20 protein-coding genes are annotated in these 18,655 nt (G+C 49.1%); 19 read left to right on the forward strand and 1 reads right to left on the reverse strand.

All coding sequences use genetic code 11. The annotated features are described in order from the left end of the window. Positions 1-128 precede the first annotated feature (128 nt). The 17 genes from IXC47_RS18550 (at position 129) to IXC47_RS18630 (ending at position 15,844) form a co-directional block, all read left to right on the forward strand. Positions 129-533 (forward strand): sulfite exporter TauE/SafE family protein, encoded by a 405-nt coding sequence (locus IXC47_RS18550; protein WP_195876658.1) that lies wholly within the window; start codon positions 129-131, stop codon positions 531-533. 335 nt (positions 534-868) lie between these two features. After that, a complete protein-coding gene (locus tag IXC47_RS18555; protein WP_195876659.1) occupies positions 869-1,597 on the forward strand; it encodes a GntR family transcriptional regulator in 729 nt (242 codons plus the stop codon). 356 nt (positions 1,598-1,953) lie between these two features. Beyond that, positions 1,954-3,684 (forward strand): fumarate reductase/succinate dehydrogenase flavoprotein subunit, encoded by a 1,731-nt coding sequence (locus IXC47_RS18560; RefSeq protein WP_195876660.1) that lies wholly within the window; start codon positions 1,954-1,956, stop codon positions 3,682-3,684. A gap of 13 nt (positions 3,685-3,697) precedes the next feature. Next, entirely contained in the window at positions 3,698-3,931 is a 234-nt protein-coding gene (locus IXC47_RS18565) for a 4Fe-4S dicluster domain-containing protein (protein WP_195876661.1), read from the forward strand. A gap of 8 nt (positions 3,932-3,939) precedes the next feature. Then, positions 3,940-4,890, forward strand: coding sequence for a HEAT repeat domain-containing protein (locus IXC47_RS18570; protein WP_195876662.1), 951 nt, complete (start codon positions 3,940-3,942; stop codon positions 4,888-4,890). Then, positions 4,887-5,216: a ferredoxin FdxA gene (gene fdxA, locus IXC47_RS18575; RefSeq protein ID WP_195876663.1), complete on the forward strand. Its 330-nt coding sequence runs from the start codon at positions 4,887-4,889 to the stop codon at positions 5,214-5,216. The genes IXC47_RS18570 and fdxA overlap by 4 nt, the downstream gene beginning before the upstream one ends. A 59-nt stretch (positions 5,217-5,275) precedes the next feature. Further along, the gene (locus tag IXC47_RS18580; RefSeq protein WP_230089659.1) at positions 5,276-6,730 is read left to right on the forward strand and encodes an ABC transporter substrate-binding protein; all 1,455 of its coding nucleotides are present in this window, start codon (positions 5,276-5,278) and stop codon (positions 6,728-6,730) included. 2 nt (positions 6,731-6,732) lie between these two features. Next, positions 6,733-7,683 carry an ABC transporter permease gene (locus tag IXC47_RS18585; RefSeq protein WP_195876664.1) on the forward strand — a complete coding sequence of 317 codons (951 nt, stop codon included), beginning with the start codon at positions 6,733-6,735 and terminating at the stop codon, positions 7,681-7,683. Beyond that, entirely contained in the window at positions 7,680-8,537 is an 858-nt protein-coding gene (locus IXC47_RS18590) for an ABC transporter ATP-binding protein (RefSeq protein ID WP_195876665.1), read from the forward strand. Before IXC47_RS18585 ends, IXC47_RS18590 begins: the two co-directional genes overlap by 4 nt. Beyond that, positions 8,527-8,922 (forward strand): DUF971 domain-containing protein, encoded by a 396-nt coding sequence (locus IXC47_RS18595; protein WP_195876666.1) that lies wholly within the window; start codon positions 8,527-8,529, stop codon positions 8,920-8,922. Before IXC47_RS18590 ends, IXC47_RS18595 begins: the two co-directional genes overlap by 11 nt. Next, the gene (locus tag IXC47_RS18600) at positions 8,915-9,688 is read left to right on the forward strand and encodes a ferredoxin--NADP reductase (protein WP_195876667.1); all 774 of its coding nucleotides are present in this window, start codon (positions 8,915-8,917) and stop codon (positions 9,686-9,688) included. Before IXC47_RS18595 ends, IXC47_RS18600 begins: the two co-directional genes overlap by 8 nt. Before the next feature lie 127 nt (positions 9,689-9,815). Beyond that, positions 9,816-10,871 carry a YeiH family protein gene (locus IXC47_RS18605; protein WP_326838430.1) on the forward strand — a complete coding sequence of 352 codons (1,056 nt, stop codon included), beginning with the start codon at positions 9,816-9,818 and terminating at the stop codon, positions 10,869-10,871. 67 nt (positions 10,872-10,938) lie between these two features. Next, complete coding sequence (locus IXC47_RS18610) at positions 10,939-11,688, forward strand: electron transfer flavoprotein subunit beta/FixA family protein (protein ID WP_195876668.1); 750 nt, start codon at positions 10,939-10,941, stop codon at positions 11,686-11,688. 34 nt (positions 11,689-11,722) lie between these two features. Further along, positions 11,723-12,685: an electron transfer flavoprotein subunit alpha/FixB family protein gene (locus IXC47_RS18615; protein ID WP_195876669.1), complete on the forward strand. Its 963-nt coding sequence runs from the start codon at positions 11,723-11,725 to the stop codon at positions 12,683-12,685. Between the two features lie 65 nt (positions 12,686-12,750). Next, on the forward strand, positions 12,751-13,497 hold the full coding sequence (locus IXC47_RS18620; RefSeq protein WP_195876670.1) for a sulfite exporter TauE/SafE family protein: 747 nt from the start codon (positions 12,751-12,753) through the stop codon (positions 13,495-13,497). Between the two features lie 42 nt (positions 13,498-13,539). Then, positions 13,540-14,118 (forward strand): TetR/AcrR family transcriptional regulator, encoded by a 579-nt coding sequence (locus IXC47_RS18625; protein ID WP_195876671.1) that lies wholly within the window; start codon positions 13,540-13,542, stop codon positions 14,116-14,118. Between the two features lie 100 nt (positions 14,119-14,218). Beyond that, on the forward strand, positions 14,219-15,844 hold the full coding sequence (locus IXC47_RS18630) for an electron transfer flavoprotein-ubiquinone oxidoreductase (protein WP_407651165.1): 1,626 nt from the start codon (positions 14,219-14,221) through the stop codon (positions 15,842-15,844). Between the two features lie 694 nt (positions 15,845-16,538). On the opposite strand, the gene IXC47_RS19600 is transcribed toward IXC47_RS18630, so the two are convergent. Further along, the gene (locus IXC47_RS19600; RefSeq protein ID WP_195876673.1) at positions 16,539-16,853 is read right to left on the reverse strand and encodes an XRE family transcriptional regulator; all 315 of its coding nucleotides are present in this window, start codon (positions 16,851-16,853) and stop codon (positions 16,539-16,541) included. A 337-nt stretch (positions 16,854-17,190) separates the two neighbouring features. Between IXC47_RS19600 and IXC47_RS18640 the strand changes: the two genes are divergently transcribed. Continuing rightward, entirely contained in the window at positions 17,191-17,655 is a 465-nt protein-coding gene (locus tag IXC47_RS18640; RefSeq protein ID WP_195876674.1) for a 3'-5' exoribonuclease, read from the forward strand. A gap of 345 nt (positions 17,656-18,000) precedes the next feature. Next, on the forward strand, positions 18,001-18,534 hold the full coding sequence (locus IXC47_RS18645; RefSeq protein WP_195876675.1) for a hypothetical protein: 534 nt from the start codon (positions 18,001-18,003) through the stop codon (positions 18,532-18,534). Positions 18,535-18,655 lie beyond the last annotated feature (121 nt).

The raw sequence follows: 18,655 nt of genomic DNA on the forward strand, positions 1-18,655 counted from the left end.
CTCGCGCCAATCGGGTATATTCCTCCTGCCGAAGCGGAAAGAAACTACTACCGGCAAACAAGCGAACATCCTACCGTGCAGACTTAACTTAAACCAACCAGCCTCCACGAAACCCGGGGCGGTTCACCTTGGCATTTGGAGATCGCGCATCTTTAGTAATCGTACGCAATGCCAAACAGCAATGGCTGGTCTTGGCAGGCATAGGTGCAATGACAGGATTTTTATCTGGATTGACTGGAATTGGTGGCCCTGCTCTGTCAGTGCCATTAATGATGTTGTGCGGCTACTCTATTTTGAATGCGATTGGTGCAGGGCAGGTTCTACAGATTGTAGGGGCATTATCCGGAACTATGGCTAATTTGAAATTTGGCACAATCGATTTTAGTCTAGCTTGGTTTATCACATCATTTGAAATTTGTGGCGTTCTACTCGGAGCCTACTTAATTCATAAGGTCGACGTTCGCTTGATCAAAAAATTGGTTGGTTTCTTGTGTTTGGTCGCGGGCTTTGCATTCATTGTTCGCACCATCTAAATAAATTTCAATGTGTTTATCTTATAAGTTTGGGTGATGTACCGTTTCGAGAAAGTAGGAATGGGGTACTTGGAGATAGCATTTCAATGTTCCAAAGAGCGGGAATCTTCCTAAGCGCTGTCGTGATCAAACGTCCACTTTGGGTCGAAAACAGCACGTTCCATATCGGCGAACGCGAGGATCAAATTCTTTTTAAGAGTCGTGTTGGGATTAGCCACCTTAAAAATAGAAGGCGTTAGGCAAAAAAAACCGACTCATGATGCGTCAGACGCATTACATCAAACATAAGACCCCTATAATGGAAGCCAATATCATGAGCTACTTTGGCGGTCAAAATGCAGTTTCCTCAGTCTTCGACAATACCTCTCTATACACAGATTAAAGAAGCTTTAAGGGCCAAAATCATTGATGGCACTTATGTAGCGCACCAGCGATTGCCTTCCGAGAGCGAAATGATCAATGCTTTTGGGGTTAGTCGAATTACCGTGCGACAAGCGATGAATGATCTGCAACAAGAAGGCTTGCTTTTCAAAGTACACGGCAAGGGCACCTTTGTTGCGATGCCTAATGTATCTCAAGAGTTGACGCATCTGCAGGGGTTTGGCGAGGCTATGCGTCATCTTGGACACGAGACCTTTTCAGAAGTATTTGGCTTAAGTAGTGTCCCTGGAACGGCTATCGCCTGTTTAAAGCTGGGAATTGACCTTGGCGCTCAAGTTACTGAAATTAGGCGAGTGCGGTATTTGAATCGCGAGCCAATTTCGATTGACTACTCATGGGTTCGGCATGAAATCGGATCGAATTTGTCAGAGAAAAATCTCAAGGACAAAGATCTGTTTTCACTGCTGGAAAATGAGCTGGGCCAGCCTCTTCACTCCGCGGATGTCGAGATTGATGCAACCTCAGCCAGTGCGGAAATCGCCGCGCGCCTGAACGTTGCGGCTAATTCCCCAATCCTGCGTATTGAACGCTTGACCTATGCCAGCGAAAGCAAGCCGCTTGTGTTCGAGTACATTCACTATCGAGCTGAAAGTTTCAAATATAAATTAAAAGTGTTGAGATAGACCTTAATAAGAATAGAAATCATTTGCAATAAGTTGAGTGATTTTAATGCTTATATAGTCGCTTATCAGACCATTCGATCTCACTAAGTTGGGACCCTGTTTTGGTTAGTTTCACCATAATGATTCGTTCTATCCTCCCGTCCTGAAGCGCTTTCGCGCATTTTCGTAGCAAATCCCCCAAATAAATCCTGAAAACGGCTGGCACACGTTTTGCTCAACTGGTTATGACGAGTCATGATGAGTTGATCTCATGCGCGATATCGCAAATGTTGGCAGCGTTGGTGAATGGTTGTTTGCTCAGCAACTTCCAATTCCTTGCGTTGATTTGTTTCCCAGTGCTTACTTGAAAGGCAAAGATGAAAACCATCGAATTGGAGTACGACCTTGTGATCGTTGGTGGCGGTACAGGTGGTCCTATGGCCGCTGTAAAAGCCAAAGAAAAAAATCCGAAGCTGCGGGTCCTAGTGCTGGAAAAAGCAAACGTAAAGCGAAGCGGTGCGATTTCCATGGGCATGGATGGCCTGAATAATGCCGTGATTCCAGGGCACGCAACACCAGAGCAATACACCAAGGAAATTACGGTTGCCAACGATGGCATCGTGGATCAAAAGGGCGTGTTCGCTTATGCATCAAATAGTTTCGCAATGATTGAAGAGTTGGACCGCTGGGGTGTGAAGTTTGAGAAAGACGAGACTGGCGATTTCGCAGTACGCAAGGTGCATCACCTTGGCAGTTACGTGCTTCCGATGCCGGAAGGACATCACATGAAAAAAGTTCTTTACAGACAGTTGAAGCGGGCGCGTGTCGATATTACCAACCGAGTGGTAGCGACGCGTTTGATCACAGGTTTGAATGGCGAAATCACCGGCGTAATGGGCTTCGATTGCCGTACCGCCGACTTTTACGTCATCAAGGCCAAGTCGGTTGTCTTGTGCACTGGCGCTGCTGGCCGACTCGGCTTGCCGGCTTCTGGTTATATGTTCGGCACCTACGAGAATCCAACCAATAGCGGCGAAGGCCATACCATGGCATTTCACGCTGGCGCAGAATTGACCAACCTCGAATGCTTCCAAGTTAACCCTTTGATCAAGGATTACAACGGACCTGCCTGTGCGTATGTTACTGGTCCGTTTGGTGGCTTTACAGCGAACTCGCAGGGCTCACGTTTTATCGAATGCGATTACTGGAGCGGCCAGATGATGCTGGAGTTCTACAACGAACTCGAAGGCGGCCGCGGTCCGGTTTTCCTGAAACTCGATCACCTCGCCGAAGAAACAATCGCAGAGATCGAACACATCCTGCATACCAACGAACGCCCTAGCCGTGGTCGCTTCCACGAAGGACGCGGCAATGACTATCGTCAAAAAGCCATCGAGATGCATATCTCGGAAATCGGTTTCTGCAGCGGTCACAGCGCATCCGGCATCTGGACCAATGAAAAAGGCGAATGCTCGATCCCCGGCTTGTACGCGGCCGGCGACTGCGCAAGCATTCCGCACAATTACATGTTGGGCGCATTCGTGTACGGCAAATTCTGCGGTGAAAACGCGGCAGATTACATCTCCGGCATGGCAACTCCAACCATCAACACCGACATGGTTGAAGCAGAACGTCAACGCATCATGGCGCCGCTGTCGCGTAGCGAAGGACTTACACCTTTCCAGGTCGAATACAAAACGCGCCGTATCGTCAACGACTATCTGCAACCGCCAAAAATCACTCGCAAGATGGAAATTGCACTCGAGCGCTTTGGCGAGATCAAGGACGATCTCAACGATGTCGTGGCTGAAAATCCACATGAACTGATGCGCGCGATGGAGGCACACACGATACGTGACTGCGCCGAACTAGCAGCGCGAGCCTCGCTGTACCGCAAGGAAAGTCGTTGGGGTCTGTATCACCTGTGCGTCGACCATCCGGAAAAGGACGACGAAAACTGGTTCTGCCATACCAACATCGGTAAAAGCGCGGACGGCAAGATGGTCTCACGCAAACGTGAAATCGAACCCTACATGGTTGAACTGAACGACGATGAAAAAGCTGCTTATCAACGTCTGCGTGTAGCTGGCGGCAAAAACACAAACTAAACGAGGAACCATCATGACCATAGCAACGACAAGAACCCAAGCCCCGGTGGTAGTCGATCAGTCCAAGTGCATTGCCGAGAAGGGCTGCACCGTGTGTGTGGATGTCTGCCCGCTGGATGTTCTGGCGATCGACTTCGTCACCAACAAGGCCTTCATGAAATTCGACGAATGCTGGTACTGCATGCCGTGTGAACAAGACTGCCCTACCGGTGCAGTACAAGTCAACATCCCCTACCTGTTGCGCTAGGAGTCAACATGATTGCCACAAGTATCCATGAACGATTGAAAAGCGACGATGCCGCAGTACGCCGGATTGCCGTCATCGATTTGCCGTACACCGAAGAAGAGTACGACATCATTCCCTATCTGGTGGAAGCACTGGCCGACTCCGACGCCAGCGTCCGGCTTGAAGCCGCCAAGGCAATTGAGGGTTATGAAGAGCCAGAGGCATTAATGGCTTTGGTACCCTTGCTCAAGGACGTTGACGCAGAAGTGCAAAAAGCAGCGGCGCTTACCCTGGCTGAATTGAAGAATCCGGAGTCCGCCACCTTTCTGCTGCCGTATCTCTCCGAGCTTGATCCACAAGTAAAAAGTTATGCCTTGCACGCGATCCGCGCACTGAAATCGGAAGACGCTTTTGCGCCGGCAATGCAGGCCATCGAAGACGACAGCGCAATGGTGCGGCGTGAAGCCGTAGGTGTGCTCGGTTACCTGAAAAAGCCGGAAGCAATCGGCGCACTGACCAATGCTGCCGCCAACGACCCGGATCAAGAAGTACGACGTATCGCGATCGGTGCGCTTGGCTATTCATCAGAAGTCAGCATTCAGCCAACCCTCAGCCGCGTGCTGTCGGACTCGGTGTGGCAGGTTCGTGAGGAGGCCGCGACAACGATAGGCAAGTTGGGATTGTCGCTGGCGGTTCCTGATCTTGTGCGCGTGATGGATGACGAATTCTGGCAAGTGCGCGTGAAAGCTGCACGCAGTCTGGGCAAGTTGAAAGCAAAGCCGGGTGTTCCTGCCCTCTGCGAAGCGCTTAAACATCCGATCAGCAATCTGCGTAAAGAAGCCGTGATTGCCCTGGGTGAAATCGGCGACACGCGCGCTATTCCTTTTCTCGAATTTGCGCTAACAGATGCTGATTCCGACGTCCGCAAACTTTCCAAGCTGGCGATGGCAACCATCCGTTTGCATGGAGGTGCGTCATGACCCACGTCGTTGGAGAAGCGTGCATAGGGTGCAAGTACACCGACTGTGTCGCTATATGTCCAGTCGAATGTTTTCACGAAGGCCCTAATTTTCTCGTCATTGATCCGGAAGTGTGTATCGATTGCGGCGTCTGTGTGGCTGAGTGTCCGGTCGAGGCAATTTTTGATGAAAAAGATTTGCCGGAGTCACAAAAGGAATATGTCGAATTGAACATTCGGCTGACGAAGGAATGGCCGTTGATCACGCAATCAAAAGAGCCCTTGCCGGAAGCAGAGTCCTGGGCTGAAAAAGAAGGCAAGCGGGAACATTTGGTGGAGATGATTTAAGAAGCGCCGGTTAGTGCGCCTGTATCTCGAACGATGTGAATAACTAGGAAGGATTGAATATGACTATCTCGCTTTCATCGACCAGTTTCATCCGCAACAAGAAGAGTTTTGCAGTTCGACTCATGACGTTATCCGCAGCTGCGCTGTTTTCTTTGTCAGTACAGGCAAAAGAGACAGTCACCATCGGTATCGGTACGCAAAATACGACGACCAACACCGTCACCGGCGGCATCGTGATCAAGGAGCTCGGCTTGCTTGAGAAGTATCTTCCCAAGACGGGAAAGTACGCCAACATTGATTGGAAACTGGATTGGCAAAATGCCACCTCCGGTCCGCCGATTACCAACGGCATGATCGCCAACAAGATTCAGATCGGCATGATGGGTGACTATCCTTTGCTTGTGAACGGCGCAACCGGCCAGCAAAACAAAGGTAACGAAACGCAGCTCATCGCTGTCATCGCCTACAACGCCTTCGGTGCCGGTAACGGCGTAGTGGTTCACAAAGATAGTCCTTACTACGAGTTGTCCGACCTGAAAGATAAAACGGTATCTGTTCCATTTGGCTCGGCGGCACACGGCATGCTTTTGCAGGCAATGCAGGCGCGCGGCTGGTCCGATAGCTACTGGAATCTCGTGAGTCAATCACCTGAGGTCGGCACCACTAATCTGCAAGAAAAGAAAATTGATGCGCACGCCGACTTCGTGCCATTTGCAGAGTTGTTACCGTACCGCGGTTTCGCGCGAAAAATATTTGACGGTGCTGAAACGAAGATGCCAACCTTCCACGGCGTTGTCATGCGCAAGGATTTTGCAGAAAAATATCCGGAAGTCGCAGTGGCATATATCAAGGCGATGATGGATGCCGACGATTGGGTGCGTAAGAACCCAAAACTCGCTGCAGAAAAAATCCAGGAGTGGACCAAGATCGAAAAAGAAGTGGTTTACATCTTCCTCGGACCTGGTGGCATTCATACACTTGATCCAACCATCAAGCCAATGCTGGTCAGCTCAGTCAAGACTGCATTCGGCGTGTTGCAAAAGCTTAATCGCGTCAAACAGTTCGATGTCGACGCATGGGTGAACGAAACATATTTGCGCCAGGCATTCAAGGATCGCTCGCTCGATTACGACGCGCAGAAGCAGACACTTGCGAACTACGACATTGAAGGCAAGGATCCGGTTTGCAATAAGCCAATCACACGTCCAAAAGAAGCAGGACAAATCTGGATTGAGGGTGGCGACATTGTTCCTCTGAGTTCAACCTTGTGCACGTTCATGGGTATCAAAAAATACCAGGACGCCGGCAAAAAAATCGCAGTGGCTTATGTCTTTGACAAAGCACTCGGCATCAAGGTATTTGCCGACAAGGCCTTTTATTCAGTGAGTGGTACAGAAATTGCAAAACTGGATGTAGTGCCTTTCCTTCTGAAGAAAGACGCTGAAGCATATGCAGCCAAGGCAGGTGCGTCGGTTGCGACTTATGCGCAGGTCCTGGCAAAAATGGAGAAATAATCATGGGAATGACCGAACGCCGTCCGCTTGATGAACCTATCCCGGTGGCAGCGACTTCAGTACAAACTGTCCCCGTATCGAAGCCGCCTTTACTGGCGATCAAAGGCGGCGTCGGTGACATTCCTCATGCGGTGCTTATGGAAGATACATCGAGTTGGAAAGACTGGTTTGAATCAAAAATTGCGCAATATGTAATGGGCGTGATTTCGATTGCCAGTGTCTTGCTTGCTTGGCATTTCGCAACCAAATTCCAGCTCGATTTCTACGTACGGTTTGGAAATATTCCTACACCTGGTAACGTATTTGACAAGGTGCTGGAAGTGAATCGCTCAACCAAATTCATCATGAATGTCGGTATCAGTGTTCGCCGAGTCTTGCTCGGGTTTGCGATCGCTGCCGGCATCGGGATCAGCCTCGGCATTTTGATTGGACGTTATCGAATCTTCCGTTCCTTGACCATGCCTGCGCTGGAAATATTCCGACCGATCCCGGCGATCGCATGGGTGCCTATGGCCATCATGCTTTGGCCAAGCAACGAAGTAAGTATCGTGTTCATTACATTCCTGGGCGCCTTCTTCCCGATCTTGATCAATACCATCCACGGTGTGGAAGAAATTGATGAAGTGCTGTTGCGGGCTGCACGCAGCCTTGGTACGAAGGAGATAGACCTGATCACATATGTCGTGATCCCCGGCGCACTGCCACATATTTTTACCGGGCTCTCGATTGGTATGGGCGTGGCGTGGGTGTCGTTGATTGCCGCGGAAATGATCTCGGGACAATTTGGTATCGGTTACTTCACGTGGGAAGCCTACTCGTTGATTTCATACTCGGAAATTGCTCTGGGCATGATCACCATCGGCATCCTCGGACTGTTGTGCAGCAAAGCCATACAAGTGGCTTCCAAACTTGCCATGCCATGGGTAGGATCAGCTGGAGGGTCTAACAAATGAGTACCGTATTTGGTCACATCGAAGCCCGTGATATCAACATCAGCTTCAAGGCGCGTAGCGGCACCGTGCAGGCAGTCCAGTCTGTTTCGCTGCATGTGCAACCAGGTGAATTCGTCTCGCTGATCGGCCCATCAGGATGTGGTAAATCCAGCTTGATGAATGCAGTCGCAGGATTTACCAAAGTAAATGGCGGCAGCTTGCTGGTCGATGGCAAGCGCATTAGTGGCCCCGGGTCAGATCGTGGGGTTGTGTTTCAACAGTACTCTTTGTTCCCGTGGATGACGGTGCGCAAGAACGTCGAGTTCGGTCTCAAGATGAAGGGCGTATCGCAAACACAGAGACAGACACAAGCGCGTACCTTGCTTGGCCTTGCAGGTTTGCTGGCGTTCGAGGATCACTATCCATCGCAACTGTCAGGCGGCATGAAGCAGCGTGTCGGCATCGTGCGCGCGCTGGCAACCAGTCCGCAGGTGTTGTTGATGGATGAGCCATTTGGCGCACTGGATTCGCAAACACGTTCGGTCATGCAGGAAATTTTGACCAATATGTGGCAACGCTTGCGTTTGTCAGTGTTGTTCATTACGCACGATATAGAAGAATCCATTTTCCTCTCGGATCGCATATATGTGATGACTGCGCGGCCTGGTCGCGTCAAGGCCGAGATCGCCGTGCCACTGCCGCGACCACGCAAACCGGAAATGATGGAAACCCCAGAGTTCGTTGCTTTGGTCCGTGAAATCAAACAACTCATCAGAGAAGAAAGTCTGGCTGCAATGGGCAGTGAATTGTCTCAAGGTGGATGTGAAGGTTTGAGCATGGAAGTTGGACCTGCAGGAGTCAGTCATGTCCTCTAATGCCGTGCTCGAACGGGAAGTCGAAAGTGCCATCGCGGAAGTGGCGGCCGAATGGCCATCTGCCATCAGTATCGATAGAAAAAAACGACTGGTTGAACTCGAATGGAATGGAAAGCATGCGCTGGTATCGCACAAGGTATTACGTCAGTCATGCCGATGCAGCGTTTGTGAAAGTACACGCAGAGTGCTTGATGATGTGATTCCAGTGGCGGCAGATATCGAATTGTTGAAGATGGAAGTTCTGGGATCGATCGGGATTCAATTATTTTTTTCGGACGGACACGATAGAGGTATTTATCCATGGGCCTATCTGCGCCGCATCGTGGATGGTCCGGTTGAAACAGGTTTCACCGCAGCTTTAATGAAAGGGTGGCGTGATGAGTAATTTTTATCAAGCAGAAGTGTTATCGGTACATCACTGGACCGATAGGTTGTTTTCGTTCACGACGACACGTGAGGCGAGCTTCCGTTATCAAAGCGGGCAGTTTGCCATGATCGGTTTGGACGTTGATGGCAAGCCACTCATGCGTGCTTACAGTATGGTCAGTCCGCATTACGAAGAAACGCTTGAGTTCTTGAGTATCAAGGTGCAAGACGGCCCATTGACTTCGCGTCTGCAGAATATCAAGGTGGGAGACTCCATCCTTGTCGGACGCAAGGCTTCAGGCACATTGCTGAGCCAAAATTTGTTGCCAGGTAAACGACTTTATTTGTTAGGTACAGGGACCGGCCTCGCGCCGTTCATGAGTATTGCGCACGACCCTGATATTTATGAACAGTATGAAAAAGTGATACTCGTCCATGGTTGTCGTCACATTCATGAGTTGGCTTATCAGGAACGAATTTCCAACGATCTGTTCAAGCATGAATTTTTGGGAGAAATGGTCACTGACCGTTTGATTTATTTTCCAACTGTCACGCGCGAGCCATTCAAAAATCAAGGGCGTATTCCTGACTTGCTGCAAAGCGAGGAGTTCTTCGAGAAGCTTGGTGTCCCGGCATTCAATGTGGAAGAAGATCGCTTCATGTTGTGCGGCAGTCCGGCCATGCTGAAAGATACCGTGGCCGTGCTGGAAGCGCAGGGGCTGACGGAAGGCAATATGAGTCATCCTGGTCACTATGTGATCGAGCGTGCTTTCGTAGATAAGTAAGCCAGTACCGCCGCATCTTTTGATGCGGCTCATTAACCCATTTCTCTGTTTGCCAGGCTGATTGTGAGTGTGTCGTTTCACCTCGCAGGGAGAAGTGTTGCCTGTTGCAAGCGGAAGAGAGATAGACGTGAGCGAAAAAATGAGGCTGTCTTACCTGGCGTGGCAAGGCAGATCCGCAACTATCTTTTCCGCATGGCATCCGGCTGCGCTCAAAAAGAACTGGCCGGGTATTTCCCTTAGCGTGGTCATTGCTTTAGCGGCCACCTTTGTGTCCACCGCTTATGGTGGGCCGCAACTGTTGTATGCATTGTTCTTCGGGCTGGCTTTTCATTTTCTGTCGCAAGATCCATTGTGCCGGCCCGGCATCAATTTTTGTAGTCAGACGCTGTTACGTACTGGCGTTGCCTTGCTGGGTGCACGCGTCACACTCGAACAGATTACATCGCTAGGCGCCGCGCCCTTGATCATTGTTTTGATTGCCGTCGTATCCACCGTTCTGATGGGATGTGTCGTGGCGAAAATTTTCGGCCGCAGCAGAGTGGAGGGCTTGCTATCAGGTGGCGCGGTAGCAATCTGCGGTGCATCCGCGGCGTTGGCGATTTCAGCTGTATTGCCGAAGACGAAGGAAAACGAGCAATTCACATTGCTTACTGTTGTTGGTGTGACTTCGCTGTCCACAATGGCAATGATTATTTATCCATTGATCGTTCATTTTTTGAAGCTGGATGTAACAACTGCGGGGATTTTTCTGGGCGCCACTATTCATGATGTGGCCCAGGTTGTTGGTGCGGGTTACCTGATTTCCAATCACACCGGTGAGGTGGCAACGATAGTCAAATTGGCGCGTGTCGCCTGCCTAGTACCAGCCGTTGTCGCAATCTCTCTTTTGTACCGCAAGCGCGGCGAGGTTGGGGACGTCTCACGTTCACCGCTTGTGCCATTTTTCCTGATCGGGTTTGTTTGCATGATGCTGGCAAATAGTTTTCATCTCATTCCCCATCTGGCCTCCGGCTGGATCAATGATGTGTCGCGCAATTGCCTTGTATTGTCCATCGCTGCACTGGGAGTAAAAACTTCTTTTCAATCCCTTGCATCGTTGGGCTGGCGGCCGGTGTTGATGCTGGTTGGGGAAACCGTCTGGATCGTCGTTCTCGTTCTTGTCATGTTGAAAATAAGTACTTAGTTGTATAGCTGTGAATGCAGCGTTCAGATGCTGCGCAATCCAAACTCCATGGTTGAAAGGATATGCAATGAAAATTATGGTTCCTGTAAAGCGCGTCATTGACTCGAACGTCAAGATTCGTATCAAGTCAGACGGATCGGGGATAGATACAAGCAACGTAAAGATGTCTATCAATCCTTTTGATGAAATAGCAGTAGAAGAGGCCGTCAGATTACGTGAGTCTGGCAAGGCAATCGAAGTAGTAGCCATTTCATGCGGCTTGAATACTTGCCAGGAAACGCTGCGTACTGCGATGGGGATCGGTGCGGATCGTGGCTTGTTAATTGAAACAGATTTGGAGTTGCAGCCCCTCGCTGTAGCGAAACTACTCGCTGCTATCGCGATCAAGGAAAATCCGGATTTGATTATTCTGGGCAAGCAGGCAATCGATGATGACTGCAATCAAACGGGACAGATGCTCGCGGCCTTGCTTGATTGGCCACAGGCTACGTATGCCTCAAAAATATCTGTCGAAGATGGTTCGGTCGTTGTGCAGCGTGAAATCGATGGCGGAACGGAATCTGTACGGCTGACATTGCCAGCGATTGTCACGGTTGATTTGCGTTTGAACGAGCCGCGCTTTGTTAGTTTGCCGAATCTGATGAAGGCAAAGAAAAAAACATTGGAAGTTACACCTGCCTCGGCACTGGGAATCGATCTAACGCCGCGCTGGCTTACCCTGAAAGTGAATGAGCCGGCCAGACGTGCGCCGGGTATCTTGCTCGACAGCGCAGCTGCACTTGTCGATAAATTGAAAAATGATGCACGGGTTATTTGATATCAAATCAATCTAGTCAGAAAAGGGCTTCATCATGAACGCGTTAGTAATCGCCGAACACGATAATGTTTCATTGAATATCAGCACCTTGCATACAGTCACTGCCGCATTGCAATGTAATACGAATGTGCACGTACTTGTCGCTGGATATGGCTGCGATGCCGTCGCGCAAGCGGCTGCAAAAATTAGTGGTATTGGAAAAGTACTGGTAGCCGATGCCATCCCGTTCGCCAATGGATTGGCAGAGAATGTCGCGCAGCAAATACTAGCGTTGGCGCTGACGCATACCTATACACATCTGCTCGCTCCCGCGACCGTGTATGGGAAGAATATTATGCCGCGCGTCGCCGCCATGCTGGACGTTGGGCAAATTTCTGAAGTGACGAAAGTGGTATCCGCAGATATCTTTGAACGGCCTATATACGCCGGTAACGCAATTGCGACCGTACAGTCGCTGGATGAAATCAAGGTCCTCACAGTACGAGCGGTCAATTTTGCCGCAGCTGGCATGCATGGAAACGCGCCCGTTCAGCCCATCATGGCGGCTGCGGATTCAGGTAAGTCATTGTTCATTTCACGTGATTTGGCGACTTCGGGGCGACCGGATTTAACTTCTGCGCGTATCGTCGTATCTGGTGGACGAGGGCTGGGTTCCAGCGAAAATTTTCGAATACTGGAACCGTTGGCGGATGAGTTGGGTGCTGCCTTGGGCGCATCCCGTGCAGCAGTGGACGCCGGCTTTGTGGCCAATGATTTACAGGTCGGTCAAACCGGGAAAATAGTGGGTCCGGATTTGTATATCGCTATCGGCATTTCCGGCGCGATCCAACATTTGGCGGGCATGACTGATTCGCGCGTGATTGTGGCGATTAACAAGGATCCGGAAGCTCCAATTTTTGCTGTGGCGGACTACGGCATAGTCGGAGATTTGTTTGAAGTAGTACCTGATTTGATACGTGAACTGCAGTGTGTAAGTGCGACACAAGAAGCTGCTTAGTCTTTATCAACACGTTATAACGAGTTATAATATGGGGGATAAATTAACGACAAATCGGATTCTTGATGTTGACCTATAGCAGTCTTGTTTTGATATCGATCAGCATCGGGGTACTGGTAGGCGCTGTGGGTGTGGGCGGCTTTTTCATGCCAACGGCATTAACGCTGGTGGCAGGAGTGACGATCCATCAGGGCACCGCGACGTCTTTGTTTACTTTCATTTTTACCGGTATTGTCGGCGCGATTTATTTCCATAAAAAGGGCAGCATCAACTGGTCGTTAGTCGGGCCTATTTGTATTGGTGCAGTGCTAACCGGTTTTGCCGGCGCATGGGTGGGGTCCAAATTGAGTACGACAATGCTGTCGGGTGTCTTGGCGGTGATGATCATGAGTGCCGGGATTTACACCCTGGCAGCCGGTGATCGGGCAACTGCTTTGGCCGTTGGGAGCAGCCGAAAGCAATGGCTGATTTTGGCCGGCATAGGTGCGATTACCGGATTCCTATCTGGATTGACAGGGATAGGCGGCCCAGCGCTCTCAGTGCCATTAATGATGCTGTGTGGGTACTCCATCTTGAGTGCGATTGGTGCAGGGCAGGTTCTGCAGATCGTGGGCGCGTTGTCGGGAACGATCGCGAACCTGAAATTTGGCACGATCGATTTCGGCCTGGCCTGGTTCATCACGATATTTGAAATTTGTGGCGTTCTACTGGGTGCTTACATCATTCATAAAGTCGACATTCGTCTGATCAAGAAATTTGTTGGCGTCTTGTGCGTAGTTGCAGGCTTCGCCTTCATGTTTCGTACCTTGTAGTGTTCAGATATCGTCTTTTTACAAGGATTGAGGTGGTGCACAGTGTCGAGAACGAAAGAGTTTGAGCGTGAAGAAGTCTTAAGAGAAGCCGTGTCAATGTTTGCCCATGGCGGATATGCAGGAACATCCACTAGCGTACTTTTGCGTGCCATGGGAATAAGTCGACAAAGCATGTACGACACATTTGGCGACAAGCGCAGTTTGTATCTGGAAGCGCTACGGCATCATCTAGAACACACCACGACGAAGCAACTCGATGTGCTGAATAGTGATGCGTCGCCTGTTTGCAAGTTGCAGGCGGTATTGCAGCACGCCGTTCTGCAGGCATTTCAAGAACAGGAAACGAATTGCCTGAGTGTGAGTTCGATATGTGAATTCGGTTATACGGATGAAGACATCAATCGCGCGGTCGACGCTGCAAGAACGACATTGCTTGCAGCGCTGGAAAATTGTATTTCGGAAGCGAAAAGTAAAGGGGCGCTTGGGGATGAAATCGATGTGCGCCATGCCGCACTTTTCATCGCCATAAATTTCTCCGGTATTGAGGTCGCCGCAAGAGGCGGTGCCAGTCAATCGGATTTGGAAGACATCGCTAATCTGGTCATACGAAATTTGAAATAATGATTACGCATTCCAGCACCCATTTCCCACATCTTTCGATATGAGTGATCGCATTGAGATGAACCAAAGCCTGCTAGAAAAATACGGTCCACGCGAAGCGATGGAATATGACGTCGTGATCGTCGGTGGCGGACCGGCCGGCCTCGCTGCGGCGATTCGACTCAAGCAACTTGCAGCAGAAAAAAATCATGAAGTGTCCGTCTGCATTTTGGAAAAAGGCGGCGAACTAGGCGCGCATATTCTGTCCGGCGCAGTGATGGATCCACAAGCGTTGACTGAGTTGCTGCCGAACTGGAAAGAACTGGGCGCGCCGCTCAACACAGAGGTCAGCGAAGATCGCTTCCTGTTCCTGACTGAAAGCAAAGCCTACAAAACACCGAACTTCATGCTGCCGGCCTGCTTCCAGAATCATGGCAATTACGTCGTGTCACTGGCGAATGTCGTGCGCTGGTTGGGGCAACAAGCGGAAGCGCTCGGTGTTGAAATTTTCCCTGGATTTCCTGCTGCAGAAATTTTGTACAACGACGAAGGATCAGTGAGCGGTGTCGCCACTGGCAATATGGGCGTTGATCGCGCTGGCATCCCTACTGCCGCCTTCCAGTTGGGTATGGAACTGCACGCCAAATACACGCTGTTTGCAGAAGGCGCGCGCGGCCATCTCGGCAAGCAATTGATGGAAAAATTTGATCTAAACAAAGGCAAGGCGCCGCAAACTTACGGAATCGGCATCAAGGAATTGTGGGAGATAGCTCCCGCCTTGCATCAGCCGGGTTTGGTAATTCATACCGCTGGTTGGCCGCTTGCCAGCGATACCTATGGCGGTTCATTTTTATATCATCTGGAAAATAATCAGGTCGCCGTTGGCTACGTGGTTGGCCTCAGTTACGACAATCCGTATCTGTCGCCGTTCGAAGAATTCCAGCGCTACAAAACGCATCCTGAAATCAGCAAGTTCTTCAAGGGTGGCAAACGGTTGTCTTACGGCGCACGCGCCATTACTGCGGGCGGTTTGCAATCTTTGCCCAAGCTGGTGTTCGGCGGCGGTGCCTTGATAGGCTGCGATGCAGGCTTCCTGAACGCGAGTCGCATCAAGGGCAGCCACGCCGCCATCAAGAGCGGCATGATGGCGGCAGAAGCTGCCTTTGCGGCATTGGCAGGCGGTCGTCAGTTCGACGAACTGAGCGCCTATCCAGAAGCATTCGAACAATCCTGGTTGCATGAAGAATTGCACGTCGCGCGCAACTTCAAACCGTGGATGAGCAAAGGTTTGTATACCGGCTCATTGATGGTGGGCATTGATCAATTGATCTTCCGTGGCAAAGCGCCGTGGACCTTGCGCAATACGCATGCTGATCACACATGCCTGCGCCCTGCGTCCGAGTTTCAGCCGATTGTGTATCCGAAGCCGGACAACACGCTGACCTTTGATCGCTTGTCCTCGGTGTTTATCTCGAATACCAACCACGCAGAAGATCAGCCCATCCATTTGACCTTGAAGGATGCCAGCGTACCGGTAGACATTAATCTGGCACTGTATGCCGGACCGGAAGCGCGATACTGTCCTGCTGCAGTATATGAATTTATCAAAACCGATGCGGGCGAAGATCGATTGCAGATCAATGCGCAGAATTGCGTACATTGCAAAACCTGCGACATTAAGGATCCTACGCAAAACATTGTGTGGGTCACGCCCGAAGGTGGTGGGCCGAATTATCCAAATATGTGAAAACCTTTTAATTTTTATAAATTTAACGAATTGCAGCCGCTAAAATATTTGTTTTTTCTGAATGTAAAGGCTGCTATCGGCGTCGGAAGCAGACGTCTGCAATTGGCCAGCAGAGGACGCTTCTATCGGTGTCTCGAACACGGGAAATGCCACGCGTACGCATTTCAAATATTGGGATTACTTGCTAGCATCCTGCTGACGCGCATTCCTACCTAATTTTAGCTACAGTTCTTTGTAGGGAATGTACGCGTGGAAAATCCGCAGAACGATCTCTTTATTGGCAATCAAGCTGGTTTCTATTAAGTCCTAGATCGGTTCCATTTAAAGGCCCTCGCTTTGCTCGGCGTTTTTTATTTTTTCTGTTGTCTTTTTTTAAGAGCGGCAACGGCAACACAAAGGAAGCATATGAAAGAGACTTTTGATTACTCTCGCTCGCAGGTGAATGTGAAGCTGTAGGAAATACAATAAAAGGTTTTCACAGGCCGACAGAGCGCTGCGTAGGTACTCGCCGCGATAGTTCGATGCCACTAGATAAAATCAATGCTGGTCATTGATGCGTTTGGAAAAGCGATGCGAACGAAACTGCTTGATCGTGAAACCCGACGTAGACTCGAACCAGGGACCTGCGGATCTGATATCAGCGTTTCTTTCGGCACGCCTAAAGAAACGACCTAATTTGGTAGCAAATTAGAAGTCATTTGTCTTTAGGCGTGCGAGGTGCACGTTTTCTAATTGTTGGTTGTGTGAGTTCAGCGACCTTAGCGTTTTCATTCTGTCGCTGTAAATCTCGCAGTGTCGGTCTGGTTCGCGCTTCTTTTAATGTCAACTCTAATCCAAGTTGTTCTAAGACCTCCATTACCTTCCGTATCCCAACTTCTGGAAGCTTGCCCGTTTCAAGCAGACTTAAGGTGGGTCGCGAAATACGCACTGCTTCGCACAATTTCGCTTGAGTAATTGGCTTATTTAGCCGAGCAACTTGAATTGCTGCTCCGAGTTCGCATATGTTCATAATGTTTTGTATTTAATACGTTATGGCGTTAAAAGACATTAATGTTTTAAATACGGTACATTAAATTAATTAAATACGCTTGAAATTTTACGATTTAGGTGAGGAATATTTCCATTACGTGCTGAAGTCGGATAGTGACGAGACGTGAAACTCCGATTTTAAAAATAATTGGAGAGATTTTAGTTGGCCATCAGTGGGCACCAGGTTAAGCACAGTGAGATTGTGACGGTCGATACCTAAATTAACCGGACAGTACTGATGTATAACCAGATTTTTTGTTAAGTGATCCCATTCATTTTCGTTAGCAGCAAGAATTCCTTACCGTATGGAGCAGCGCATGAATGTATTTTTGGATACTGAATTCACCGATTTTCTAGACCCAAGTCTCATCAGCTTGGGCCTGGCATCGGAATATGGCGAAGACTTTTATGCCGAAGTGCCTTATCCGGATCATGTCTGTTCAGCGTTTGTAAGAGAGGCCGTAGTGCCGTTGCTCAGACAGATACCGCATTCCTATTATTCGCGCCCCAATCTACATTTGGAGATCATCAAATGGCTGGAGATCGTGCGTCGAGACAAAGAGGATGTTTATATCTGCGTGGATTACCAAACAGATTGGGATTTGTTTTGTGACGCGCTGGATTATCGCGTGCCACCTTGGTGTCAATACAAGCTAGTAGATAAGGAAATTGTGGAATTAATGCTTTACGATTTTTTCAATCACTCAAAATTACCAGAGCATCATGCACTTTATGATGCTCAGGCCAATCGACATGCTTACCGGGCACCTTTCCCAAGATAGTGACTGTTTTTTTGTTTAGATTCTTACTGATGTCTTTTGCTTTTTAGGTTGTATAAAGTCTAGATGATTTTGAAATTAAATAGTGCGAGTGATCTAAATAGGTCGCGCCTCTTAAATTAAATAGTGCGATGTAATAAAAAATGGCTCGCACTATTTATGTAAATGGTGCGACCTAATAAAATTCACTCGCCCTATTTAATTGCAAAATCATTTAGGTAGCTATGTCGGAAATGTTGCACATCACTACAGGCATCGAGTTTAGCCGTATCCCATATTTATGGGATTGTTTCAAGGTAACGATATCAATAACCTCGCCACTTCGCACCAAAATTAGAGCTGAAAAAAATGCCAATTGTCGACATGAAATATGATCGCCGTATTCTCGAGATGGACGACACAGAACTCGAGAAATTCGTACGCCAATGGATTGGAAAGAAAACGTCAAAGTATGACGACGTAAAAAGGTTTTCAGGAACTGGTGACTTAGGGAGAGATGTCGTCGGATTTATATCCAAGCAAAAACATGAGGGTCTTTTGGACAATTATCAATGCAAGCAATTCGCAAGATCACTTCCGACTGATACTGGTTTATTAGAGCTTGGGAAGATATTGTATTACGCGTATTTAGGGAAATTTACAGCTCCGAATGCCTATATTTTTATAGCACCAAGAGGAATAAATAAAAATTTGGAATCGTTAATACAAAATCCGAGCAAACTCCAACAAACTTTAGTTTCGGAGTGGAATAAATATTGTGCGAATAAAATTATAGAAAATCAGAATGTTCCGCTACATACTGGATTGAAAAGTTTTCTTATGGCTTACGATTTTTCTAAAGTTAGTAGGATGACCGTAAGCGATATGCTTCTGGATGGGTAATCCCCCCATTTTTAAAGCGACTTGAGAGTAGAGACTATGCGGCCAGGGCCAGTTTCTGTTTTGGGGTGATGCCTCCGATGGCCATGTTGGGGCGTTCGTGATTATAGGTCCATAGCCAGCG

The sequence above is a fragment of the Herminiimonas contaminans genome, from assembly GCF_015645465.1.
Classification (GTDB): domain Bacteria; phylum Pseudomonadota; class Gammaproteobacteria; order Burkholderiales; family Burkholderiaceae_D; genus Oxalicibacterium; species Oxalicibacterium contaminans.